Here is a 20424-nt window from a genome sequence, read left to right as displayed (position 1 = left end):
GATGCAGATCCCTCGACTCTTACCGGCACCCCGAGGCGGCTGACCGTTGGTCGCGGCGGATCGAGGAACGTTATGGTCCGGCTGTGGACTACGCCGCTGGCCTTCTGGTGCAGAACCGGCTCCTCGTCGATCTGCTCGGCGAGGCCGACCTGTCAATGCCTGTCCCGACCTGCCCGGGCTGGGATCTGGCCCAGCTCGTACGCCACGTCGGGGGCACTGACCGGTGGGCGGCCGTGATGATCCGGACCCGGGCCACCGCGGTTCTCGACCCGCGCACGATCGAGGGCGGCAGGCCGCCGGCGGACCGCGGCGACGCGCTCGCCTGGCTTCAGGAGAGCCCGCGGCTGCTGCTGGAAGCAGTCGCCGTCGATCCGGACGTGCCGGTCTGGACGTTCACCGGCCCGCGGCCGGCGCGCTGGTGGGTCCGGCGGCGGATGCACGAGGCGATGATCCACCGTGTCGACGCCGCGTTCGCGCTGGGCGTCGAGCACCCGCTTGAGGCGGCGTTCGCCGCTGACGGGATCTCGGAGTGGCTCGGCCTGCTCGCCGCGCGGCCCGGCGCCGCGATGCTTCCGGACGGGGCCACTGTCCACCTGCATGCCACCGACGAGGGTCTCGGCCTCGAAGGGGAGTGGGCGATCCGCGGCGGCGTGGACGGGATCGGTTGGGAGCACGCTCATGAGAAGGGCGACGTGGCGGTGCGCGGCGCAGCCGCCGACCTGCTGCTCGCGCTGCTGCGCCGGATCCCTGGCGGTGACGGCCGGCTGGAGGTCCTCGGCGAGCAGGAGCGCTGGACACACTGGCTCGCGAACACCAGCTTCTGACCATCCGACAGCACGCTGTGGGGCTGCGGGGCTCAGCCAGTAGCGCAGCCACCGCGCGTTGCTACCGGGCTCGGGCGCCGTACAGGCCGTCGTCCTGGCCTGCCTGCGCCGCCGGCGCCGGAAGGTCCGCACCGTGACCACGACGCCATGTCAGCGGTCGAGGGGAGCATGGGCCGATTCGGGCCCGTGCTCCCCTCGACCGCTCAGCCGCGCACCGGCGCGGGACCCATCGCGTTCAGCGCGGTGACGAGTTGGCGTTCCTCCTCGTCGAAGTGGGCTTCGAGCCGGTCCGCAAGGTCCGCCATCTCCGCTCGCAGCCGCACCGGGTCGTCCCGGTCGGGAGTGAAGTCCTCGACCACTTCTTTGATCCGGTTCTGCAGTTCGGCCACGGCCTTGTGCTCCTCGGTGAACTTCTCCAGCACCGGTTGCAACGCCGGGAACCGCTCGCGGAGCACGGGGAAGGCACCGACGTCCTCGCCGGTGTGGTGGACGTTCAACGCGTGACAGAAGTCCAGGCAGTGCGACCGTAGTTCGGCGAGCAGGTGGCCGCCCTCGGCCTGCGGCGTGACATCGTTCGCGCTGCCCTCGACCACGTCGTCGATCCGCGCGCGCAGGTCCGCCAGTTCGCCGCGCAGCCAGTCGTGCAGTTCGACCAGTTCGTCACCGAGGTGCTTGACTCGGTCGGGGTCGAGGTCGATCGGATGGAGCGCGACGACCGGAATGACCCGATCGGTCTTCGTCTGGTATTCGCCGTACCCCGGCTGCTGCGCGGCGATTTCCGAGAAGAGCCGGTCGCGCTCCTCGCGCGGGGGAATCGAGGCGATCGCCCGGTACGTGCGATCGCCTGTATCGACCGTCACGATCGCGTTCTTGCGGATGTTGTGGTACCAAGCCGGATGGGTCGGTGCGCCGGCCGCCGAGGCGACGACCAGGTCCTGCCCGTCGATCTGCATCAGGCCGAGCGGCTGGGTGCGGGGCCGGCCGGTGCGCGCCCCCGTCGTGGTGAGAAGACACAGGGTGGAACCCTCGAACATCCCGCCGACTTTCCCTGCGTTGGCACGGAATTCGTCGATGATTCCCCGCTGGAACTTCAGAAATTCCTCGAACTGGTTCTCGTCTGACATGTAGGTGGAAACCCCTGGGAAATCCTGTGCCCGCCCACCGCGCGCCCGACCGGGCGCGCCGCCTGCGGGACACCGCTGGGAGGCTATCACCGCGGGCGCGCCGTCCGGGTCGGTCACAGCGGTGCCAGTTGGCGCTGCAGCCGTCCACCAGGATGTGCGGGTGAACAAGGTGACCATCAGCGAAGAGGACCGTCGACTTCTCGGAGTCTGGGCTGCCGACTGCGCCGAGCGGGTGCTGCCGCTGTTCGAGGAGAAGGCTCCCGGCGATACCCGCCCTCGCGAGGCCATCGAGGGCATCCGCTCCTACGCGCGCGGAAAGCTGCGGATGGGGCCGCTGCGCTCCCTTGCCTTCGCGGCCCTGGCAGCCGCACGGGACGTCGGTGACCCTGCTGCTGCCGCCGCCGCCCGCGCCGCGGGCTACGCAGCAGCAACCCCTTACATCCACCCACTGGCCACCGCTCACCAGGCGAAACATGCCCTCGGGCCGGCGATGCAGGCAGCGCGCGCGGGTGAACTCGCGGCAGGCGAAGACACCAGCATCGGTGACACCGAGATCCGATGGGCGATCGAGCACGCCCCGCCGGCAGTGCGCGGAATCGTGCGGCAGATGCCGGTTTACAGCCCTGGTCGCAGTCGACTGGACATGCTCCGGTATCAGCTCGACGCAGCTCTTCGCCGCTGATCAGCAAGGCGCGCTGCTGCCCTGCTCCATCGACATCTTCAAGATAATCAACGCTGTTGACTCGCCGGAAAGTCCAATATTGATCATGGTCGACATCCAGTAGGGGAGCAGCTTCCTTCCCACACTCACCACAAGATCCTCCATGCATCACCGAGGCCACTTCGCTCCTCCTTTTTGGACTTGCTGGTCCAAAAATTTCCTCGTACGGTCGCGGCCATGACACGTCGACTTGAGTGCAGGACAGCTCTCATCACCGGATCCACTCGCAACATCGGGCGGTCGATCGCCCTGGCCTTCGGCGCGGAAGGTGCGCATGTCATCGTTTCCGGGCGTGACGACAGCCGTGGGCAGGCGGTGGTCGACCAGATCCGCGCGGACGGCGGGAAGGCCGACTTTGTTCACGCGGACCTCGACGGCACCGCTGCTGCCAGCAGGTCATTGGCCACAGCGGCCAGTGACCTGCTGGGCGGGCGGATCGACATTCTTGTGAACAATGCGGGAATCTATCCGCCGGCGACGACGCTGACGGCCGACGATGCGATGGTCGACCGTGTCTATGCGGTCAATGTGAAGGCGCCTTTCTTCCTCGCGCAGGCGGTGGCGCCGGAGATGGTCGCCGCGGGTGGTGGCGTCATCATCAATCTGGGTTCCTGGGTGGCGCGGTTGAGTGTGCCGATCGGTGCGCTCTACGCGTCGACCAAGGGCGCGTTGGAGACGCTCACCCGCGCGTGGGCCGCGGAGTTCGGGCCGCAGGGGGTTCGGGTGAACGCGGTGTCGCCGGGTGTCATTGCTGATCCCGAGCTGAACCTGGACCATCCGGCGTACGCGCTGATGCACGGCACACCGGCTGGTCGAGCGGGTGAGCCGGCGGCGATCGCCGCCGCGGCTGTCTACCTGGCCTCGGATGACGCCGCCTTCGTGCACGGCACGGTGGTCGACGTCGATGGTGGGCGCGCCGGCGTGGCGGTGCTTGCGAACCCCGTCGCCTTTCAGGCGGCCTGATCTGCTGGCAGGTTACCTGGTCACAAGATAATCAACATTGTTGATCCCACGGCCTATCTTTTTTGATCACTAATCACCCCGGCCTACTACTATGACCCCTAACTAAACAGCTAACTCACAACCGCATCCAGGCCAAAGCCTCGACATGATCGTTCTGGTCATGTCGAGGCTTTGGCCTGGATGATCTTGTCGGGTGGTCCGGGTCGCGGGAAACCTCGGTGCTCTGACGGATGAGGGCCGCTAGAGTGGCCGGCATGTACCTGCAGCAGATCTACGGCTGACACGGTCGGGGCGATGTCCCCGGCTTCCTCCGCACGCCTTCGCGTGTCCTGCCCGCGCCGACGGCCGAGCTTCTCGGAGCTGTCGGCGCGCTGGCGTGTCGTGTCCTTTGCCGTAGCTCTGATCCGAGGTGAGCGATCTTATGTCCCGTCGTCGTGCCCATATCGCGATGGCCGGTATCCCTGCCGTGAGCCACGTCCTGCCCAGTCTTGAGATCATCCGTGAGCTGGTGGCCCGCGGTCATCGCGTGACCTACGCGAACGACCCGGCGGTGGCCGACCTGATCGCCGGCACCGGTGCCGAGCTCGTCCCCTGTTCCTCCGTGCTGCCGGTCGCCGACAACGACTGGCCGGATGACCCGATCGGCGCGATGGGGCTGTTCCTCGACGATGCGGTCCAGGCGCTTCCCCAGCTGCGCGCGGCCTACGATCGTGACCCGGCGGATCTGTACCTGTACGACATCGGTGCCTACGCCGCGCGGGCCCTCGCCGAGGCGCAGGGCCGACCGATTGTGCAGCTGTCCCCCACGATCGTCGCGTGGGACGGCTATGACCGGGACGTCGCGGCGCATCAGCGGCAGCTGCCGGGTGCGGATGCCTACCGGGCGAGGTTCGCGCGGTGGCTCGCCGGGTGCGGGGCGTCCACGACCGAGGTGGACGCGTTCTCCGGGCATCCCACGCGGGCCCTTGCGTTGATCCCGCGGGCGATGCAGCCGCACGCCGACCAGGTCGACACCGGCCGGGTGACGTTCGTCGGGCCCTGTTTCGACCTGGCTTCGGAGGCGGGTGCGTGGGTTCGGCCGGCGGGCGCGGAGAAGGTGCTGCTGATCTCGCTGGGGTCGGCGTACACCCGGCAGCCGGAGTTCTACCGCCAGTGCCTGGCGGCGTTCGGTGACCTGCCTGGCTGGTCGGTGGTGTTGCAGATCGGCCGGTACACCGACCGGCGGGAGCTGGGTGTCATCCCGTCCTCTGTGGCGGTGCATTCCTGGGTGCCGCAGCGGGCGATCCTGGAGCAGGCGGATGCCTTCGTCACCCATGCCGGTATGGGTGGCTGCTGTGAGGGGCTACTGGCGGGTGTTCCGATGATCGCGGTGCCGCAGGCCGCTGACCAGTTCATGAATGCGGATCGGCTGGTGGAGCTGGGGGTGGCCCGCCGTGTCGACACGGCGCAGGCCACTGCCGACGTGCTGCGGGCGGCGCTGCGGGAGCTGGTCGGCGACGCGCGGGTCGCCCGCCGTTCGGCGCTGTTGCGGGCCGAGGCACAGGCCGAGGGCGGCACGCGGCGGGCCGCCGATCTGCTCGAGGGGATGCTGCCCTGAGCGCTGAGCTCGCCCTCACCGTGCGCGCCGGTGCCGTTTCCGTCTGCTGATCGGCGGCTGCCGGCGCGGAGGGTGGGATGCGCGGGTTGGCTCGGCTGGTAGATGCTTTCGGTGTCGGCGGCGCGGCCGGCCCCGCTGGTCGTGGTGGTGTGCGGACCGGTCCGGGCTGGGCTGTGGGATGTCCCGGTGTCGGATGGTCGGACGGTGCGATGCGGGGCTCGCCGGCCCGGTTGTGGGTGGGTCATGTCGAGGTCGCCTGCCGGGGTCCGCTCACCGGGGCCCGGGTTGCACGGGCGGCGTGAGTGGAAGGCGAAGGTGTTGATGATGGCGGTTTCCCGGCGTGATGTCGTGACGGCTGACGGGGTGTTGGACGTCTACCTGCAGGCTCCGGAGAATCCGGGGCCGGCGCCGGTCGTCATTCTGTTCCCGGATGCGTACGGCGTGCGGGACACGATTCTGGGGATGGCGGAGCGGCTTTCCCGGTCGGGGTATCTGGTGGTGGTGCCGAACGTCTTCTACCGGTCGGGGCCGGCGACCACCGGGCCGCTTGAGATCAATTTCAGGGATCCGGCGCAGCGGGCGCGGCTGGGTGAGGTGGTGGGCCAGGCGCCGCCGGCCGCGGTGATGGCGGATCTCGGTGTGCTGCTGGATGCGTTGGCTGCCGAGCCGGGTGCGTTGCCGGGGCCGGTGGGGGCGATCGGGTACTGCATCGGTGGCCGGTTCGCGTTCACGGCGGCGACGGCGCTGCCGGAGCGGATCGCGGCGGCGGCGTCGATTCACGGCGGCGGTCTGGCGACGGATGATCCGTCCAGCCCGTATCTGCAGGCGGGTCAGATCCAGGGTGCTGTGTATGTCGCGGCGGCGCATGAGGACAGTCATCACACCGAGGCTGATCATGCGCGTCTCGTGGCCGCGTTGGACGAGGCGAAGGTGGATTACGAGGCGGAGATTCTGCCGGCGATGCACGGTTTCGCGGTGCCGGATTTCCCGGTGTATGACGAGGCCGCCGCCCAGCGGCACTGGGACCGTGCGCTGGCGCTGTTCGCCCGCACGCTGCCGGCGCCCGCGTCGGCGGGCTGACCGCCTGGCCCTGGCTGTGCGCACCGCGGCTGGCTGGTAGCCGCCGGGCTGGTGATTTGGAGCCGGGGCAGCCCTGGCGGCTGCCCCGGGTGCCTCATTCGGGTGATGTGGTGGGCCGGGGCAGGAGGTGGGCGCGGGCGGCGCGCAGTTCGGCGGCGAGTTCGTCGGCCTGCCGTTCGGCGCGTTCCGCGCGGGTGCGGGCTTCGGCGCGGGCGTCCGCGAGGGCGGCGAGGCGTTCGGCGGCGGTCTGTTGTTCGGCGGCGAGGCGGGCTGCCGCTTCGCCGCGGACCTGTTCGAGCAGGTCGGTGGCGGCCGCGCGGTCGCGCTCGAGTTCGTCGGCGGCGGCGGCGCGGACCTGGGCGGTCTCGGCCTGGGCGGCGGCGGCCCGGCGGGTGAGTTCGTCGCGTTCGCGGCGGGCGTCGTCGCGGAGGCGGTCGCGGTCGGCGCGTAGTTCGGCGATGGCCGCCGCGTCACGTTCGGCGGCCTGTTCGGCGGCCTGGAGGGCGGCGGCGAGCCGGTCACGGTCGGCGGTCAGGGCGGCGCGTTCGCGGTCGGCGGTGGCGCGGATGCGGGTGGTTTCGGCGTCGGCGTCGGCGCGGGTGCGGTCGAGGTCGGCGGCGGCTCGGTCGCGGATGTCCTGGATGCGGGTTTCGGCGTCGGCGTGGGCGGCGGCGACGTCCGCGGCGGCCTGGGTGCGGGCGGCGTCGGCGTCGGCGACGGCCTGGGCGTGTGCGGTCTGGCTGGTGGTGAGGCGCTGTTCGGCGTCGTCGAGGGCGGCGACGGCTTCGGCGGCGACAGCTTCGGCTTCGGTGCGGCTGGTGTGTTCGGCGCGGGCGGCCTGTTCGGCGCGGACGGCGCGGGCGACGGCTTCGGCGACGCGTTCGGCGGCGTCGGCTTCGGCGGCTTCGACCTGGGCTTCGGCGCGGGCGACGTCGCCGAGGCTGGCCATTTCGCGGGCGAAGGCGTCGAGGGAGCGGGTGAGGTCGGTGGTGAGGGTGCGGATCTGGCCGGCGAGTTCGTCGGCGCGTAGTCGGCCGGTGGCGTGGGGCCGGTGGGTGGCGGGACGTCCGCTGGTCGGGTCGGGGCTGGTGGCGGGGGTGGTGTCGCGGCGGGCGAGGTCGCGGCGGCGGCGGTAGGCGGCGAGCCGGTTGTGGGTGGGGTCGTCGCAGTAGGCGGGGGGTCGGCCGGGCCGGTCGGTGGTGGCGGTGGGGCGTTCGCAGTCGGGGTAGGCGCACCTGGTGGCTGTTTCCGCCGACGTCGCCGGTGCCTGAGCCGGCGTCTGTGTCTGTGTGTGTGTTGGTGTGGTGGGTGTGGTCGGGTCGCCGGTCGCCTCCGGGCCGGTGGGGCCGGGTGGGGTGTCCTGTTCCAGGGTGGTGGCGGTGCCGTCGACCGAGCTCATGCTCTCGTTCTACCGGATGGGGTGGGTGGGTGATCGTGCGCGCCGCGCGTGGTGCGCAGGCGGGTTCGTCATCCTGCGGCCGGTTCGTGTCTGTTCCGGCGGGAGGGGAGGGGGTGACGTGGGCCTGGGTGTTCGGGGTGGGGTGGCGGTGGGTGGTGGCGGGGTGCCGGGGATCCTGGGTGTCATGGTGGATGGTGCGCTGACCGGCGCGACGAGTGAGACGGCCGAGATGGACGAGGTGGCGTGGGAGCGGTGGTACGCGTCGCGGGAGGGGGTGGGGAGCGGGCGTCCGAGTAGTCAGCTGGTGGTGGAGGCGGGTGCGTTGGCGCCGGGGCGGGCGTTGGACGTGGGGTGCGGTGAGGGGGCGGACGCGCTGTGGTTGGCGGAGCGCGGCTGGCAGGTGCTGGCGGTGGATTTCTCGGCGTCGGCGTTGCGGCGGGGCAAGGCGCAGGCGGTGGACCTGGGTCGTGTGGTCGCTGCGCGGGTGATGTGGATGCGTGCGGATGCGATGACCTGGGCGGGTCTGAACGCCCCGCCCGAGCCCAGCCCCGCCCCGGCGTCGAATCCCGGTGCCGGTGCCGGTGCCGGCGCCGGTGGCCGTGCGGCGGGGCGGGTGTCGCGGTTCGAGACTCGGTTCGATCTGGTGTCGGCGCAGTTCCTGCACGTGCCGGCGGATCGGCGCCCGGCGATGCTGGCGCGGTTGTGCGGGGTGGTGGCGCCGGGCGGGTCGCTGCTGGTGGTGGGGCACGATCCGGCTGATCTGGGGTTGGGGATTCCGCGGCCGGAGGCCGGGATGTTGTGTGAGGCGCGGGAGCTGGCCGGGCTGTTGGATCCGGCGGTGTGGGAGGTGCTGGTGGCGCAGTCCCGTCCGCGGGCGGTCATGGGGTCTGGTGGTGGGGAGATCGTGGTGCGGGACGCTGTGCTGCACGCGCGTCGCCGGGCGTCCTGACGGGCGCCCGGACGCAGGGCGGCTCATCCGCGGGCGGGTTGGGTTTGTCCTGTGTGGCGTTGTCGGTGTGGGGCGGCCTCTGGATGTGGCGGTGGATGATCTGGAGGGTGCGGTGGCGGAGGCGGTCGGGCTGGGGGCGACGGTGGCCGCGGCGCAGCCGGATCCGGTGCGGTGGCGGGTGCTGTTCGACCCTGCGGGTCATCCGTTCTGCCTGACGACGGTGGCTCCGCCGGAGTAGCCGGCCCGCACCCGTTCGAAAGCCCGGCTCCGCCACGGGCGCACCGGTGGGCGGGTGCTGCGGGTGTTCGCCGTGTGTTCGCCGACTCCCACCTGCATTGATGGGTCTGGTGGGGTCAGGGTGGCGGTACGTCGCGGTGGGCCGGGGGTGGCCGGGGGCCGTCCGGGGTCGGTCTGCGGTGGGAGGGGTGATCGGTGTGGGTGCTGATGTGGCGGCGGGTGGTGTGCCGGGTGAGCTGCGGCGCCGGCTGGGTGTGGGTGATGCGGTGCTGGTGGGTCTGGGCGCGATGCTGGGTGCGGGGATCTTCGTGGCGTTGGCGCCGGCGGCGCGGGCGGCGGGTGCGGGTCTGCTGGTGGCGTTGGCGGTGGCGGGGGTGGTGGCGTACTGCAATGCGACGTCGTCGGCGCGGCTGGCGGCGCGTTATCCGGCGTCCGGCGGTACGTATGTGTACGGGAGGGAGCGGCTGGGGCCGTTCTGGGGCTGGCTGGCCGGGTGGGCGTTCGTGGTCGGGAAGACCGCGTCGTGTGCGGCGATGGCTCTGACGGTCGGGTCGTACGTGTGRCCTGGTCAGGAGCATGCGGTCGCGGTGGCGGCCGTGGTGGTGCTGACGGCTGTGAACTACGCGGGGGTGCAGAAGTCCGCCTGGCTCACCCGCGTGATCGTGGCTGTGGTTCTGGTGGTCCTCGCCGCGGTGGTTCTCGCCGCCCTCGCCTCCGGTGAGGCGGAAGCCTCCCGGCTGACCGTCGGCGGGGATGTTTCCTTCGGTGGGGTGCTTCAGGCGGCGGGTCTGTTGTTCTTCGCCTTCGCCGGCTACGCGCGCATCGCCACGCTCGGTGAGGAGGTCCGCGATCCGGGTCGGACCATTCCCCGGGCGATCCCGCTCGCGCTCGGCATCACCCTGGTTGTCTACGCGGCTGTCGCCGTCGCTGTTCTTGCGGTGCTGGGGCCGGGGCGGCTGGCCGACGCCACCGCACCGCTGGCCGATGCTGTCCGCGCCGCGGGCGTGGGCTGGCTCGCGCCGGTGGTGCGGGTCGGCGCGGCGGTGGCTGCGCTCGGTTCGCTGTTGGCGCTCATCCTCGGCGTCTCCCGCACCACGCTGGCGATGGCCCGGGATCGGCGTCTGCCTCACGCCCTGGCGGCGGTCCACCCCAGGTTCATGGTGCCGCACCGGGCGGAGCTCGCTGTCGGTGCTGTCGTCGCGGTCCTCGCGGCGACGGTGGACGTGCGCGGGGCGATCGGGTTCTCCTCCTTCGGTGTGCTGGTCTACTACGCCATCGCCAACGCCTCCGTGTGGACCCTGACCCCCGGCGAGGGCCGGCCGCACCGCCTGATCCCTGTTCTCGGGCTGGCCGGCTGCCTCACGCTGGCCTTCGCTCTGCCGGCGACCTCCGTGATCGTCGGGGTGGTGGTGCTGGCCGTGGGCGCTGCCGCCTATGGGATACGCCGCACGGTGGCCCCGTAACCCCTGGACGACACGGCCGCGGGCCGGGCGCATCACCACCGGTGTCTCTCTGACTCGCGGGACGGTGTCGGTATTCGATACGTCTCGATGGCGGAGGGGCACCTCGTATGACACAGCTCGGCTCCTGGCCGGCCCGGTTGACCGCGACCACCGCGACCACCGCGCCGGCGGCGGTGGTCCTCATCCGCCTCTACGTCGGCGTGGTCTTTCTCTCTGAGGGCATTCAGAAGTTCCTCTACCCTGACGAGCTCGGCACCGGCCGGTTCGGCAGGGCTGGCATCCCCGCCCCGGGCTTCGTCGCGCCCCTGGACGGGGCCTTCGAGATCGCCTGCGGCGGGCTGATCCTGGCCGGGTTGCTGACCCGACTCGCCACCCTGCCGATGATCGTGAACATGGTGGGTGCGCTGCTCATCACGAAGCTGCCCATCCTGTGGGGTGACGCCCCGCTCTTCACTGACGCATCCGGCTGGTGGGAGTTCCTCCACGAATCCCGCACTGACCTCGCCCAGCTGTGCGGCTGCCTCTTCCTGCTCATCGTCGGTGCCGGCGCCTACTCCCTCGACGCCCGCTGGCATCGCACCGCCGCCGCGCCTGGCACGGGTTGACCGCACACCCCACAGGCAGGAACGAACCGAAATGATCACCGGTTCAGGCTTGTGTGATTGGCGCCTGTAGTTCGGTGACCCAGCGTCCAGGAGCCCCCGGGGGGCATTCGAGGTAGAGCTCGCGGGGGTATCCGACGGCCCGGTAGTCGCTGGTGTCGATCCAGGCGGCCAGTGTCTGGCCGGTGGAGACGACCTCGTTCATGGACCCGCGGTGCACGATGGTGGCCGCGGAGGGGATCTCCGGGAGGTCCGTGATCGCGAAGTCGTGGCTGGCGTCGGGCTCGGCGGCGACTGGCAGGGCCGCATGGACAATGATCGTGTCGTCGCCCTGCGGAGAATCCGCGTAGTAGGCGATGGCGGGTCCCGTCGGTGTCAGGCCGGCGCGTGCCAGCCGGCTGACGAGGTCGGGGAAGAGTGGCTGGAGGACGGGTCCGATGTCCTCGGGTGCGTAGCTGACGGCTGTGGCCACCAGTTCCGCGACCCGGACCTGGGTGATGCGCTTGACCAGAACGTCGTCGGTGGGCATGCGTCCCTCGTTCTCGATCACACGGAGCCTCGCCTGCACCCGGGCCAGCCGGGCGGTGTCCGCCGCGATCGTCGCCTCGAGTTCYGCTCGACGCAGCCTCAGCATGCCGTGCAGTTCCTCGACGCTCACCTGCTCGTCGAGGATCGCCTGCACGTGCTGGAGGGTGAAGCCGAGCTCTTTCAGGGCGATGATGCGGTTGAGTCTGGCGAGCTGGCCGGCCTGGTAGAAGCGGTAGCCGCTGGCCGGGTCGACGTGGGCGGGCCGCAGTAGTCCGATCGCGTCGTAGTGACGCAGCATGCGGACCGACACGAGCCCGTGCCTGGCGAAGTCTCCGATGCTGAACATGACGCCTTCTGGTGTAGGGCCTGCCACCGTGTCACGGTCAAGGCCGGCAAGGCCGGCCCGGATCCGGGGCTCGGCGGCCGGCCCGCCTCGGCCGGGACCTGCTGGTCATCGTTGCTCACTGCTCACGGGGCGCACCGGGTGGTGGGTCGGCGGGGTCGGCGCGGGTGAGCTGGTGGTGGGCAGCGGCGAGCAGGAGCAGCACGGTCACGGTGAGGGTGGCGTTGGCGGCGTATTTGGCCGGGTAGGAGACGGTGCCGATCGGGTCGACGACGAAGGACAGGGCGGCGTTGACGGTGAGGGCGGCGCCGGCGACGGTGAGGGCGCGGCGGCGTCCCTGGCTGCTGGTGCGGTGGTGGCGGTGGTGCTGGCGGGTGGCGCGGTGCAGGAGGGCGACGACGGTGGTGAGGATCGCCAGGTCGGCGAGGGTGCCGGCCCAGGTGGGTGGGAGCAGCTGGTGGGTGGTGAAGGTGGTCAGGGCGGCGGCGGCGAGCAGCCGTGGGCCCCAGGTGCGGCGCCACCGGGCTCTGACCAGCTCCGCCTCCGAGGGTGGCGTCGGCGGTGGGAGTGCCGGCGGAGAGAGTGCCGGTGGACGGGTGCGGGGGGTGCGGCGTTTCGGGCGGATGAGGGCGGCGGCGGCCAGGAGCAGGACGGCGGTCGCGGTGGCGGCGAGCTGCGCCGGGGAGACGTCGACGTCACCGGTGTCCGAGTGGATCAGTGCGGCGGCRGCGAGGTAGAACGCGCCCAGGGTGAGCAGGCCGCGGCGGTGCACCCAGGGCCGGTCGGCGATGCGGGGAGCGAGGGATTCGATGACGACGATCGGTGCGGTGAAGGTCCAGATCACGTGGCCGGCGACGTAGTTCAGCAGTGGATGGGCGGCCAGCCCGGTGCCGGGGATGAGGGTGTGGGTGCGGTCGTCGTCGTACGCGGGGTCTCCGGTGACGTGCGGGTCGAACAGGCTCTGGTCGATCAGTCCGGCCTGGGCGAGTCCGAACGCGGCGGCGAGGGCGACGAGGGCGAGGGGTCCGCCGCCGCGGCGGCGGACCGCTTCGCGGATGAGGACGGCGACGGTGCCGTAGAGCGGGATGAAGAACAGCAGGCTGGCGAGAAGGTCGAGGGGACGTCCGATGCTGGAGTCGTAGCCGATGAGGTGTTCGCCGCAGATCGGGGCGAGGACGAGCAGCCCGGCGGTGGCGGCGAGGCGTGCCCGTCCGGCCGGTGGGGTGCGGGCCGGCGCGTCGGCTGGCGGGGCGGTCGATGCGGGTGGCGGTGGGGTGGTGGTGTTCACGGCGGGTGGCGGGGCGGCGATCAGGTGCGGGTGCGGGTGCGGGTGCGGCGGGTGCCTCTGTCCGCTGCGAGGCACAGGGCTGTCCCGGCCAGGACCATGAGGGCGTAGCAGAGGATTTCGTAGCCGTCGGCGGTGAACCAGCGCAGGAATCCCAGCAGCGGCGGCATGCCGACCAGTTCGCGCAGGACACCGGCGATGCCGCCGATGGCGAGGATCCCGCCGATGGCGCGGCCTGTGCCCGCGACCGGGCCGCGGGCGGGGCCGGAGGCGGCGGGGGTGGCGGGTGGGGGCGGGGTGGGGGTCATGGTGGTGACGGTAGGGAGCGGGCGCGCCCGGCGGTATCGGGCGCAGGGAGGTGGGGCGGTGACCAAAGTCGGTGGTGGCGGGGTGGGTGTCGTCCTTTGGTATCTGATCGCGGCGGGCGGGGCGTGAGGATGTGGGGGGCCGCGTAGATTGCCGGGGCATGCGCGCTGTGCAGGCCGCCCGCCGTGCGCGGGCCGCTGATGTGGCGCTGATGCTGTGCGCGGCGGGTTTCGCCGTCTTCGTCGCCGATTCCGTTCCGGTCCTGGAGGAACGGGGGTCGCTGTGGCGGGCTGTTGACGCGGTGGCGGCGGTGGTCGGCTGTGTGGCGTTGCTGGGGCGGCGGCGGTGGCCGGTGCCGTTGGCGGTGGTGCTGCTGGTCGCGGATACGCAGACGCCGCTTCTGGCCGGTCCGGTGGTGGTGGCGGTGTTCACGGTCGCGGCCCGGTGCCCGCGGCGGGTGACGGCGTGGGTGGCGGCGCTGGCGTTCGCGCCGCTGCCGCTGTTCCTGTGGCGGGTCGGCGGTCTGGAGGAGGACCGGGTCGGGCGGGCGTTGACGTACTTCACGCTGGTGGCCGGGGCGGTGGGCTGGGGGCTGTTCCGGCAGTCCCGCGGGCAGTTGATCGCGTCGCTGCGGGAGCGGGCGGAGCTGGCGGAGGCGGATGCGGCGCTGCGCGGCGACCAGGCCCGTGCGCAGGTGCGTGAGGAGATCGCACGGGAGATGCATGACGTGCTGGGGCATCGGCTGTCGCTGCTGGCGGTGCATGCGGGGGCGTTGGAGTTCAACACGGGGGCGTCGCGGGAGCAGGTGGTGGCGGCGGCGGGGGTGATCCGGGAGAACGCCCATCTGGCGTTGCGGGATCTGCGGGAGGTGATCGGGGTGCTGCGCGGCGGAGAGTCGCTGGCGTCGGGTGCGCCGCAGCCGGAACTTGCGGATCTGGGGCGRCTGGTGGCGGAGGCGCGGGTGGCCGGCGGGCAGGTGGGGTTGCGGATGCCGCCGGCGGGGGCGGTGCCGCCGGCGACGGTGGGCCGGGCGGCGTTTCGGATCGTGCAGGAGGCGTTGACGAACGCTCGGCTGCACGCGGCCGGTGCCGCGGTGGATGTGCGGGTGGCGGGTGCGCCGGGGCAGGGCCTGACCGTGATCGTCACCACCACCGCTCCCGCGGTGGTGTCCCGGCCCGGTGCGGGTGTCGTTCTGCCGGGTGCCGCGGTCGTGGTGCCGGGTGGGGGTGGGGGGCGGGGGCTTGCCGGGCTGGCGGAGCGGGCGCGGCTGGTCGGTGGTGTGTGTGAGGCGGGGCCGACCGGCACCGGGTTCGTGGTCCGTGCGTGGCTGCCGTGGCCGGCTGAGGGCGGCGCCGACGGCGCTGCTGATGGCGCTGATGACACCGTCTGCGCCGGGCCGGAGACGGTGCCGGGACGGGATGGGGGTGGCGGGTGATTGACGTGCTGCTGGTGGACGACGATCCGCTGGTCCGGGCCGGGCTGGTGTTGATGCTCGGCGGCGCGGACGACATTCGGGTGGTGGCTGAAGCGGCGGACGGTGCGCAGGTCGCGGGGTTGGTGGAGGCGTACCGGCCGGCGGTGGTCCTGATGGACATCCGGATGCCGGGTGTTGACGGGTTGGCCGCGACCGCGCAGGTGCGGGCCCGGCCGGGTGCGCCGGAGGTGCTGGTGCTGACGACGTTTCACACCGATGCCCATGTGCTGGGGGCGTTGCGGGCGGGCGCTGCCGGGTTCCTGCTCAAGGACACCGCGCCGGGGGACATTGTGGCGGCGATCCGCACGGTTGCCGCGGGGGATCCGGTGCTGTCCCCGGCGGTGACTCGCCGGCTCATCGCGCAGGTCGCTGGTTCCGCGGCGGGTGAGGACACGGTGGTGGGTGCCCGGGCTCGGTTGGCGTTGCTCGGGGAGCGGGAGCGGGAGGTGGCGCTGGCGGTGGGTGGCGGTGCGTCGAACGCGCAGATCGCCCGGGCGCTGCACATGGCGTTGCCGACGGTGAAGACGCATGTGTCGCGGATCCTGTCCCGGCTGGGTCTGAACAACCGGGTGCAGATCGCGTTGCTGGTGCACGACGCCCGGCTGTCCGCCGCAGACTCCGCCGACTCCGACGGCGGCTGAGGTGGCGTCTGCGACGGGTCGCGGGCGGAATGGCGGGGACAGGCGTAGGTGTCTTCTGGTGATGTCCGGTTGCRCGGGCGGGTCGGAACGCCGTGTGTGCACTGGTGGTCGGGGGTGCTGGAGATGTTCTGTGGGCGATTCTGGTGGGCGGGGTACGGAATGATGGCGGAATGCGGTGGAACCCGGGGGAGGACGAAGGCCGTTACGTAGGGCATGACGTTTCTTTCCGCGGTACGGACGTCCAGAGATGTGTCACCGCCGGCGAGGGCCAGGCCGTCGCGCCGGCGTGGTGTGGCGCGGCCGGGAATGCTCGCCGGTGCTGTGGCGGGTGCGGCGTCGCTGCTTGTCGCGGCCGCGCCGGGTGCGGTCGCCGGGTCGGAGGGCGAGGGCCGGCGGGGTGCGCCGGATCCGGCTCCCGCTGGTCCGCAGCGGCCCGCGGAGGCGACGGTGACCGGTCCGGAGAACGTGGACGACCTGCAGGTGTCGGTGGCGCGGGCGGGGAGCCCGTCCGGGGTGGAGGTGACCTTCGACCGGACCAGTCGGACCGCGGACGGTGCGCCGGTACCCGCGGCTGCCCGCCGGTTCGTGTTCCTGTTCGACGAGAAGCTGCGGTTCAACCCGTCGGCGTTCCCGACGTGCAGCCGGGAGATGGTGGACACCCACGGTGTCGAGGCCTGCCCGGCGGGGTCGCGGGTCGGGTCCGCGCAGGCCAGCTACCCGGATGGCAGTCAGGTGTCGGCGGTTGCGGTGAACAGCCGGGTCGCCGGGCGGGCGGGGGTGGTGCTGGCGTTCCCGTCCACCGGGGTGGTGCTGGAGCAGACCCTGGAGCCGGTGTCGGCGCCGTACCAGGGGCGGTACCGGTGGGCGCTCGACGAGCTGCTGCCGCCGACGAGCACCCCGCCGCAGGACCGTCCCGGCACGACCCGGTTCGTGATCACGTTCGGGGCGGTGACGTCGGCTGGTGAGCGGCCGGTGAGCTATGTGGAAAGCACCGACCCGCGTGGTGTTCACCGGTTCGGCCTGTGGAGTGAGTTCGTCACCGGGCAGGTGCTGGTGCCGACCGATCGGGCGGTTCCACGCCGGTGACCGGGAATCCGGTGGCAGCATGAGCAGGACCGTGGCCGCTCGCCGGGAAGCGATCGGCGACGGATTTCCGACTTAACGCAGTCCGCGGGTTTCCGCATCGTCCGCCGGTACATTGTTTTATCTCCCCGCGCGAGGGTACGGGGGCCCTTTTGGTGTGGTTCTGGAGTGCCGGCCTGGGTCCTTTCCTGTGCTGTCGGCGACGTCCCCCACGTGCCTTTGTGGGGGACGTCGCCGACGGTGGGGTTCGGGGGCAGGGATGTCGCGGGCGGGGGTGCGGTGGCTACGCTCGCCGGCATGAGTGAGCCGTCCGACGCCCCGCGACCCGGGACCGATCCGGCGCTGGCCGCCGCCCCGGGCACGGGACCGGGAACGGGAACGGGAGTGGCGGGCCCGGGTGGTGATCGCCGGTCGACATCGCGTGGCCGGGCCGGGGCGGTCACGCTGCGCTGCCGGGGGGCGGGTGTCGAGCCGCCGTTCGCGGCCGTGACCAGCGCGTCGGTGGTCACGGTGACCGCGGCGGGGCTGCTGCTCCTCGCCGACCTGCCCCGCGGGCTGGACATCCCGGGAGGCCATGTGCAGCGCGGCGAGCGGACCGCGGAGCAGACGGCGCGCCGGGAGGTGTGGGAGGAGGTCCGGGCGCGTCTCGGGCCGCTGACCCTGGTCGAGGTGATCGAATCCGACTACTTCGGCGGTGAYGATCTCACCTACATGGTGATCTACGTCGGTCGGGTTGTCCGGCTCGCCCCGTGGGAGGGTGGATACGAGTCGGCGGGGCGGGTGGAGCTGCCCGCGGCCGCGTTCCTGGACCGGTACCGCGGCGGTGACCCGGCGCTCATGCGACATCTGGTCACCCGTGCCCTCGCCCTTGCCGGTCCCGGCGCGAACGGCTGACGTTCCTCCTCACCCTCGCCTGTCGGCGATGTCCGGACGGGGAGAAGCCGGGCACCCGTATTGTTGATGTTCTTATGGGTGCGACGGTTCGGGTGTACGGGCTGCTGCTGGCCGCGGGGTTCCGCCGGCAGGCGACGTACCGGCTCGCGGCGCTCAGTGGGCTGGTCGCGAACGTGACGTTCGGGTTGTTGAAGGTGGCGGTGCTGTTCGCGGCGGTGCGCGCGGCCGGCGGTGAGGTCGGCGGGTACGACCGGGGGCAGATGGGCACCTACATCTGGCTGTCGCAGGCGATGCTCGGCTCGGTGAACTTCTGGGGCGGCAGTGACATCGCGGAGCGGATCAAGGATGGGCAGGTCACCGTCGACTTCCTGCGTCCGTTGGACGTGCAGGCCGCGACGATCACCACCGAGGTGGGGCAGGCTCTGTTCGCGTTCGTGCCGCGGGGGATCCCGCAGCTGCTGATCGGCATGGTCGTCGTCGACATGACCTGGCCGGGGTCGGTGGCGGTGTGGGTGCTGGCGGTGGTGGGGCTGCTGCTGGCGGTCGTGATCTCGGCGGCGACGGTGTATCTGGTGGCGGCGGTGGGGTTCTGGCTGGTGGAGACCCGCGGGGTGCAGCTGGTCTACATGGTGGTCTCCGGGTTCCTCGCCGGGTTGTTCGTGCCGATCGGGCTGTTCCCGGGCTGGTTGGAGCTGCTGGCGCACGCCACCCCGTTCCCGTCGATGCTGATGTACCCGGTGGACATGCTCGCCGGGCAGGTGGACGCCGCTGGTGCGGTCGGGCTGGTCGGGGTGCAGGTTGGCTGGCTGGTCGGGGTCGGGGGGCTCGGTGCGCTGCTGACCCGGGCCGGCCGGCACCGCCTGGAGATCCAGGGTGGTTGAACCGGCGACCGCGGCCACCACGGCGACCGTCGCCGTCGCGGGTGTGCGGGGTGCCGGGGGTGTGGACCGGGGTGGCCGGGGGCCGTTGACCGTGCRGGAGCGGCTGCGGCCGTACCGGGCGGTGTTGGCGTCGCGGGCCCGCTCCCAGACGTCCTACCGGACGAACTTCGCCCTGGATCTGCTCAGCTCGCTGCTGTCCGCCGTGGTCGAACTCGCCGAGGTGTGGGTGATCTTCCACGCCACGTCGGGTCTGGGCGGGTTGGAGTTCCGGCAGATGCTGCTGGTGTTCGGCCTGGCGGACCTGGCGTTCTCCCTCGCCGATCTGGTGTTCGGGCACTGCGACCGGCTGCCGACCTATCTGCGGGCCGGCACGTTCGACGTGTTCTACCTGCGGCCGCAGCCGCTGTTGGCGCAGCTGGTCACCAGTGAGCTGAGCCTGCGCAGGCTGGCCCGGGCGGCGGTCGGTGTCGCCGCGCTGAGTGCCGGCCTGGTCGTCTGCGACGTGCCGTGGGGGCCGGGTTCGGTGCTGCTGCTGGTGACGGCGCTGCTCAGCGGGTGCGCGATGTTCGCGGCGATGTTCGTCTGGGCCGGGGGGCTGCAGTTCTTCCTCGTCGACGGCCGGGAGATGACGAACGCGTTCGTGTACGGCGGCCGGTATGCCGCGACGCAGCCGGCGTCGGTGTGGTCACGGCCGCTGGTCGTGCTGTTCGGGTTCTTCTTCCCGATGGCGTTCACCGGCTATCTGCCGACGCTGGCGCTGCTTGACCTGCCCGGGCCGGGGTGGCTGCCGAGCTGGTTGGGCTGGTGCGGCCCGCTTGCCGCCGGGTGGACGTGGGCGATGGCGCTGCTGTGCTGGCGGTGGGGTGTGCGGCACTATCAGGGAGGCGGTGGCTGACCCGTGGGAAGCATGGGAAGCACCTGTGCAGGCGCCGGGGGCCTCGAACCTGCGCCGGGCGGCGCGGATGGAGCTGGCGGCGCTGACCCGCCGGCGATCATCGACATGGTCGGGTTGACCCGGCAGTTCAGCGTGCGTGACGGGATGCGGCGGCGGCGGCTGACCGCCGTCGACGGTCTCACCGTGYGGATCGGGGCCGGTGAGGCGGTCGGCTACATCGGTGCGAACGGCGCCGGGAAGTCCACCACGATCAAGATGCTCGCCGGGATCCTGGTGCCGACCGGTGGCACCGTGCACACCTGCGGGTTGCGGCCGGTGAAGGACCGGCGGCGCCTGGCGCGGCAGATCGGGGTGGTGTTCGGCCAGCGGTCCCAGCTGTGGTGGGACCTGCCGGTCCGTGACTCCTTTCGGATTCTCGCGGCGATCCACGCGCTGCCCGCGGCCGCTGGCCGGGCCCGCACCGGTGAGCTGGTCGAGCAGCTGGAGATGGGTGAGTTCCTCGCGACGCCGGTGCGGCAGCTGTCGTTGGGGCAGCGGATGCGCGCCGAGATCGCCGCCGCGCTGCTGCACCGCCCCCGGCTGATCATCCTCGACGAGCCGACGATCGGCCTGGACGTCCTGTCCAAGCAGCGGCTGCGCGAGTTCCTGATCGCCGAACGGGCCGCGCATGGCACGACCCTGCTGCTGACCACCCATGACATGGGGGACATCGAACGGCTCTGTGACCGGGTGCTGGTCATCGACCAGGGTCGCCTCGCCTACGACGGTGACCTGCCGGGCCTGGCCGGGTCCGCGGGTGCCGACCGGGTGCTCGTCGTCGACCTCGCCGCCCCGACCGTGGACCTGACCGCGATCCCCGCTGYCCGTCATCTGGGCAGCGAGGCGCACGGTCTGCGGCAGCGGCTGGCGTTCGACGCGGTGACGACGACCGCCGCGCGGGTCCTGGCCGCGGTCACCGGTATCGCCGACGTCGTCGACTTCACCGTGGAGGAACCCGACATCGAGGACGTTGTCCGCCGGCTCTACGCCGCCACCCGCCCGTCCCCCGGATCCCCCGGATCCCCCGTGGTGCCTGTGGCGTCCGGGCCGGCCGCCGGTGCCGGGCTGGCGGGGGGTGGGCCGGGCGCACCGTAGT

The 20424-nt window shown here is 71.9% G+C and carries 21 protein-coding genes; 16 read left to right on the top strand and 5 right to left on the bottom strand.

All coding sequences use genetic code 11. The features are described from left to right. Positions 1-83 precede the first annotated feature (83 nt). The gene (locus tag CC117_RS21610) at positions 84-824 is read left to right on the top strand and encodes a maleylpyruvate isomerase family mycothiol-dependent enzyme (RefSeq protein WP_071086996.1); all 741 of its coding nucleotides are present in this window, start codon (positions 84-86) and stop codon (positions 822-824) included. Positions 825-1027: 203 nt separating this feature from the next. Here CC117_RS21610 and CC117_RS21605 read toward each other — a convergent pair whose 3' ends face one another. Next, entirely contained in the window at positions 1028-1948 is a 921-nt protein-coding gene (locus CC117_RS21605; protein ID WP_071086994.1) for a nitroreductase/quinone reductase family protein, read from the bottom strand. A 160-nt stretch (positions 1949-2108) separates the two neighbouring features. Here CC117_RS21605 and CC117_RS21600 point away from each other — a divergent pair, with 160 nt between their 5' ends. From CC117_RS21600 to CC117_RS21585, 4 genes are all read left to right on the top strand, one after another. Beyond that, a complete protein-coding gene (locus CC117_RS21600) occupies positions 2109-2630 on the top strand; it encodes a putative immunity protein (protein ID WP_071086993.1) in 522 nt (173 codons plus the stop codon). Positions 2631-2846: 216 nt separating this feature from the next. Next, on the top strand, positions 2847-3632 hold the full coding sequence (locus CC117_RS21595) for an SDR family NAD(P)-dependent oxidoreductase (protein WP_071086992.1): 786 nt from the start codon (positions 2847-2849) through the stop codon (positions 3630-3632). A 421-nt stretch (positions 3633-4053) separates the two neighbouring features. Beyond that, positions 4054-5229 carry a macrolide family glycosyltransferase gene (locus CC117_RS21590; RefSeq protein ID WP_071086990.1) on the top strand — a complete coding sequence of 392 codons (1176 nt, stop codon included), beginning with the start codon at positions 4054-4056 and terminating at the stop codon, positions 5227-5229. Positions 5230-5553: 324 nt separating this feature from the next. After that, a complete protein-coding gene (locus CC117_RS21585; protein WP_071086988.1) occupies positions 5554-6309 on the top strand; it encodes a dienelactone hydrolase family protein in 756 nt (251 codons plus the stop codon). A 94-nt stretch (positions 6310-6403) separates the two neighbouring features. On the opposite strand, the gene CC117_RS21580 is transcribed toward CC117_RS21585, so the two are convergent. Next, positions 6404-7708: a hypothetical protein gene (locus CC117_RS21580; protein ID WP_071086986.1), complete on the bottom strand. Its 1305-nt coding sequence runs from the start codon at positions 7706-7708 to the stop codon at positions 6404-6406. 118 nt (positions 7709-7826) lie between these two features. On the opposite strand from CC117_RS21580, the gene CC117_RS21575 reads away from it, so the two are divergent. The 4 genes from CC117_RS21575 (at position 7827) to CC117_RS21560 (ending at position 10962) form a co-directional block, all read left to right on the top strand. Continuing rightward, positions 7827-8657 carry an SAM-dependent methyltransferase gene (locus CC117_RS21575; RefSeq protein ID WP_241830304.1) on the top strand — a complete coding sequence of 277 codons (831 nt, stop codon included), beginning with the start codon at positions 7827-7829 and terminating at the stop codon, positions 8655-8657. A gap of 91 nt (positions 8658-8748) precedes the next feature. Next, entirely contained in the window at positions 8749-8895 is a 147-nt protein-coding gene (locus CC117_RS39240; protein WP_321572628.1) for a VOC family protein, read from the top strand. A 196-nt stretch (positions 8896-9091) separates the two neighbouring features. Further along, positions 9092-10357: an APC family permease gene (locus CC117_RS21565; protein WP_407673568.1), complete on the top strand. Its 1266-nt coding sequence runs from the start codon at positions 9092-9094 to the stop codon at positions 10355-10357. 107 nt (positions 10358-10464) lie between these two features. Continuing rightward, positions 10465-10962 (top strand): DoxX family protein, encoded by a 498-nt coding sequence (locus CC117_RS21560; protein ID WP_071086981.1) that lies wholly within the window; start codon positions 10465-10467, stop codon positions 10960-10962. A gap of 43 nt (positions 10963-11005) precedes the next feature. On the opposite strand, the gene CC117_RS21555 is transcribed toward CC117_RS21560, so the two are convergent. The 3 genes from CC117_RS21555 to CC117_RS21545 form a co-directional block, all read right to left on the bottom strand. Beyond that, positions 11006-11833 carry a MerR family transcriptional regulator gene (locus CC117_RS21555; protein WP_071086978.1) on the bottom strand — a complete coding sequence of 276 codons (828 nt, stop codon included), beginning with the start codon at positions 11831-11833 and terminating at the stop codon, positions 11006-11008. Between the two features lie 115 nt (positions 11834-11948). Further along, complete coding sequence (locus CC117_RS39835) at positions 11949-13193, bottom strand: hypothetical protein (RefSeq protein WP_131803114.1); 1245 nt, start codon at positions 13191-13193, stop codon at positions 11949-11951. Continuing rightward, entirely contained in the window at positions 13139-13423 is a 285-nt protein-coding gene (locus CC117_RS21545) for a hypothetical protein (protein WP_071086974.1), read from the bottom strand. Before CC117_RS21545 ends, CC117_RS39835 begins: the two co-directional genes overlap by 55 nt. 158 nt (positions 13424-13581) lie before the next feature. On the opposite strand from CC117_RS21545, the gene CC117_RS39950 reads away from it, so the two are divergent. The 7 genes from CC117_RS39950 (at position 13582) to CC117_RS21510 (ending at position 20423) form a co-directional block, all read left to right on the top strand. Continuing rightward, positions 13582-14856: a sensor histidine kinase gene (locus tag CC117_RS39950; RefSeq protein ID WP_071086972.1), complete on the top strand. Its 1275-nt coding sequence runs from the start codon at positions 13582-13584 to the stop codon at positions 14854-14856. Beyond that, a complete protein-coding gene (locus tag CC117_RS21535; protein ID WP_116287855.1) occupies positions 14853-15536 on the top strand; it encodes a response regulator in 684 nt (227 codons plus the stop codon). Before CC117_RS39950 ends, CC117_RS21535 begins: the two co-directional genes overlap by 4 nt. A 306-nt stretch (positions 15537-15842) precedes the next feature. Then, positions 15843-16622, top strand: a complete 780-nt coding sequence (locus CC117_RS21530) for a hypothetical protein (RefSeq protein ID WP_071086967.1) — start codon at positions 15843-15845, stop codon at positions 16620-16622. Positions 16623-16916: 294 nt separating this feature from the next. Then, a complete protein-coding gene (locus CC117_RS21525; RefSeq protein WP_084132530.1) occupies positions 16917-17513 on the top strand; it encodes an NUDIX hydrolase in 597 nt (198 codons plus the stop codon). A 74-nt stretch (positions 17514-17587) separates the two neighbouring features. Continuing rightward, positions 17588-18394, top strand: a complete 807-nt coding sequence (locus tag CC117_RS21520; RefSeq protein ID WP_071086966.1) for an ABC transporter permease — start codon at positions 17588-17590, stop codon at positions 18392-18394. A gap of 43 nt (positions 18395-18437) precedes the next feature. Further along, a complete protein-coding gene (locus CC117_RS21515) occupies positions 18438-19289 on the top strand; it encodes an ABC transporter permease (RefSeq protein WP_116287859.1) in 852 nt (283 codons plus the stop codon). A 105-nt stretch (positions 19290-19394) separates the two neighbouring features. Further along, positions 19395-20423, top strand: a complete 1029-nt coding sequence (locus CC117_RS21510) for an ABC transporter ATP-binding protein (protein WP_241830309.1) — start codon at positions 19395-19397, stop codon at positions 20421-20423. Position 20424: the final 1 nt, after the last annotated feature.

The sequence above is a fragment of the Parafrankia colletiae genome (assembly GCF_001854655.1).
GTDB lineage: Bacteria > Actinomycetota > Actinomycetes > Frankiales > Frankiaceae > Parafrankia > Parafrankia colletiae.
Note: the sequence above shows the minus strand (reverse complement) of the source record. Positions and strands in the feature narration are given on the sequence as shown.

Coding starts and splice junctions, on each gene's coding strand:
- CC117_RS21595 (WP_071086992.1), top strand. CDS start 2,847: ATGACACGTCGACTTGAGTGCAGGACAGCTCTCATCACCGGATCCACT.
- CC117_RS21605 (WP_071086994.1), bottom strand. CDS start 1,948: ATGTCAGACGAGAACCAGTTCGAGGAATTTCTGAAGTTCCAGCGGGGA.
- CC117_RS21520 (WP_071086966.1), top strand. CDS start 17,588: ATGGGTGCGACGGTTCGGGTGTACGGGCTGCTGCTGGCCGCGGGGTTC.
- CC117_RS21580 (WP_071086986.1), bottom strand. CDS start 7,708: ATGAGCTCGGTCGACGGCACCGCCACCACCCTGGAACAGGACACCCCA.
- CC117_RS21545 (WP_071086974.1), bottom strand. CDS start 13,423: ATGACCCCCACCCCGCCCCCACCCGCCACCCCCGCCGCCTCCGGCCCC.
- CC117_RS21530 (WP_071086967.1), top strand. CDS start 15,843: ATGCTCGCCGGTGCTGTGGCGGGTGCGGCGTCGCTGCTTGTCGCGGCC.
- CC117_RS21585 (WP_071086988.1), top strand. CDS start 5,554: ATGGCGGTTTCCCGGCGTGATGTCGTGACGGCTGACGGGGTGTTGGAC.
- CC117_RS21560 (WP_071086981.1), top strand. CDS start 10,465: ATGACACAGCTCGGCTCCTGGCCGGCCCGGTTGACCGCGACCACCGCG.
- CC117_RS21590 (WP_071086990.1), top strand. CDS start 4,054: ATGTCCCGTCGTCGTGCCCATATCGCGATGGCCGGTATCCCTGCCGTG.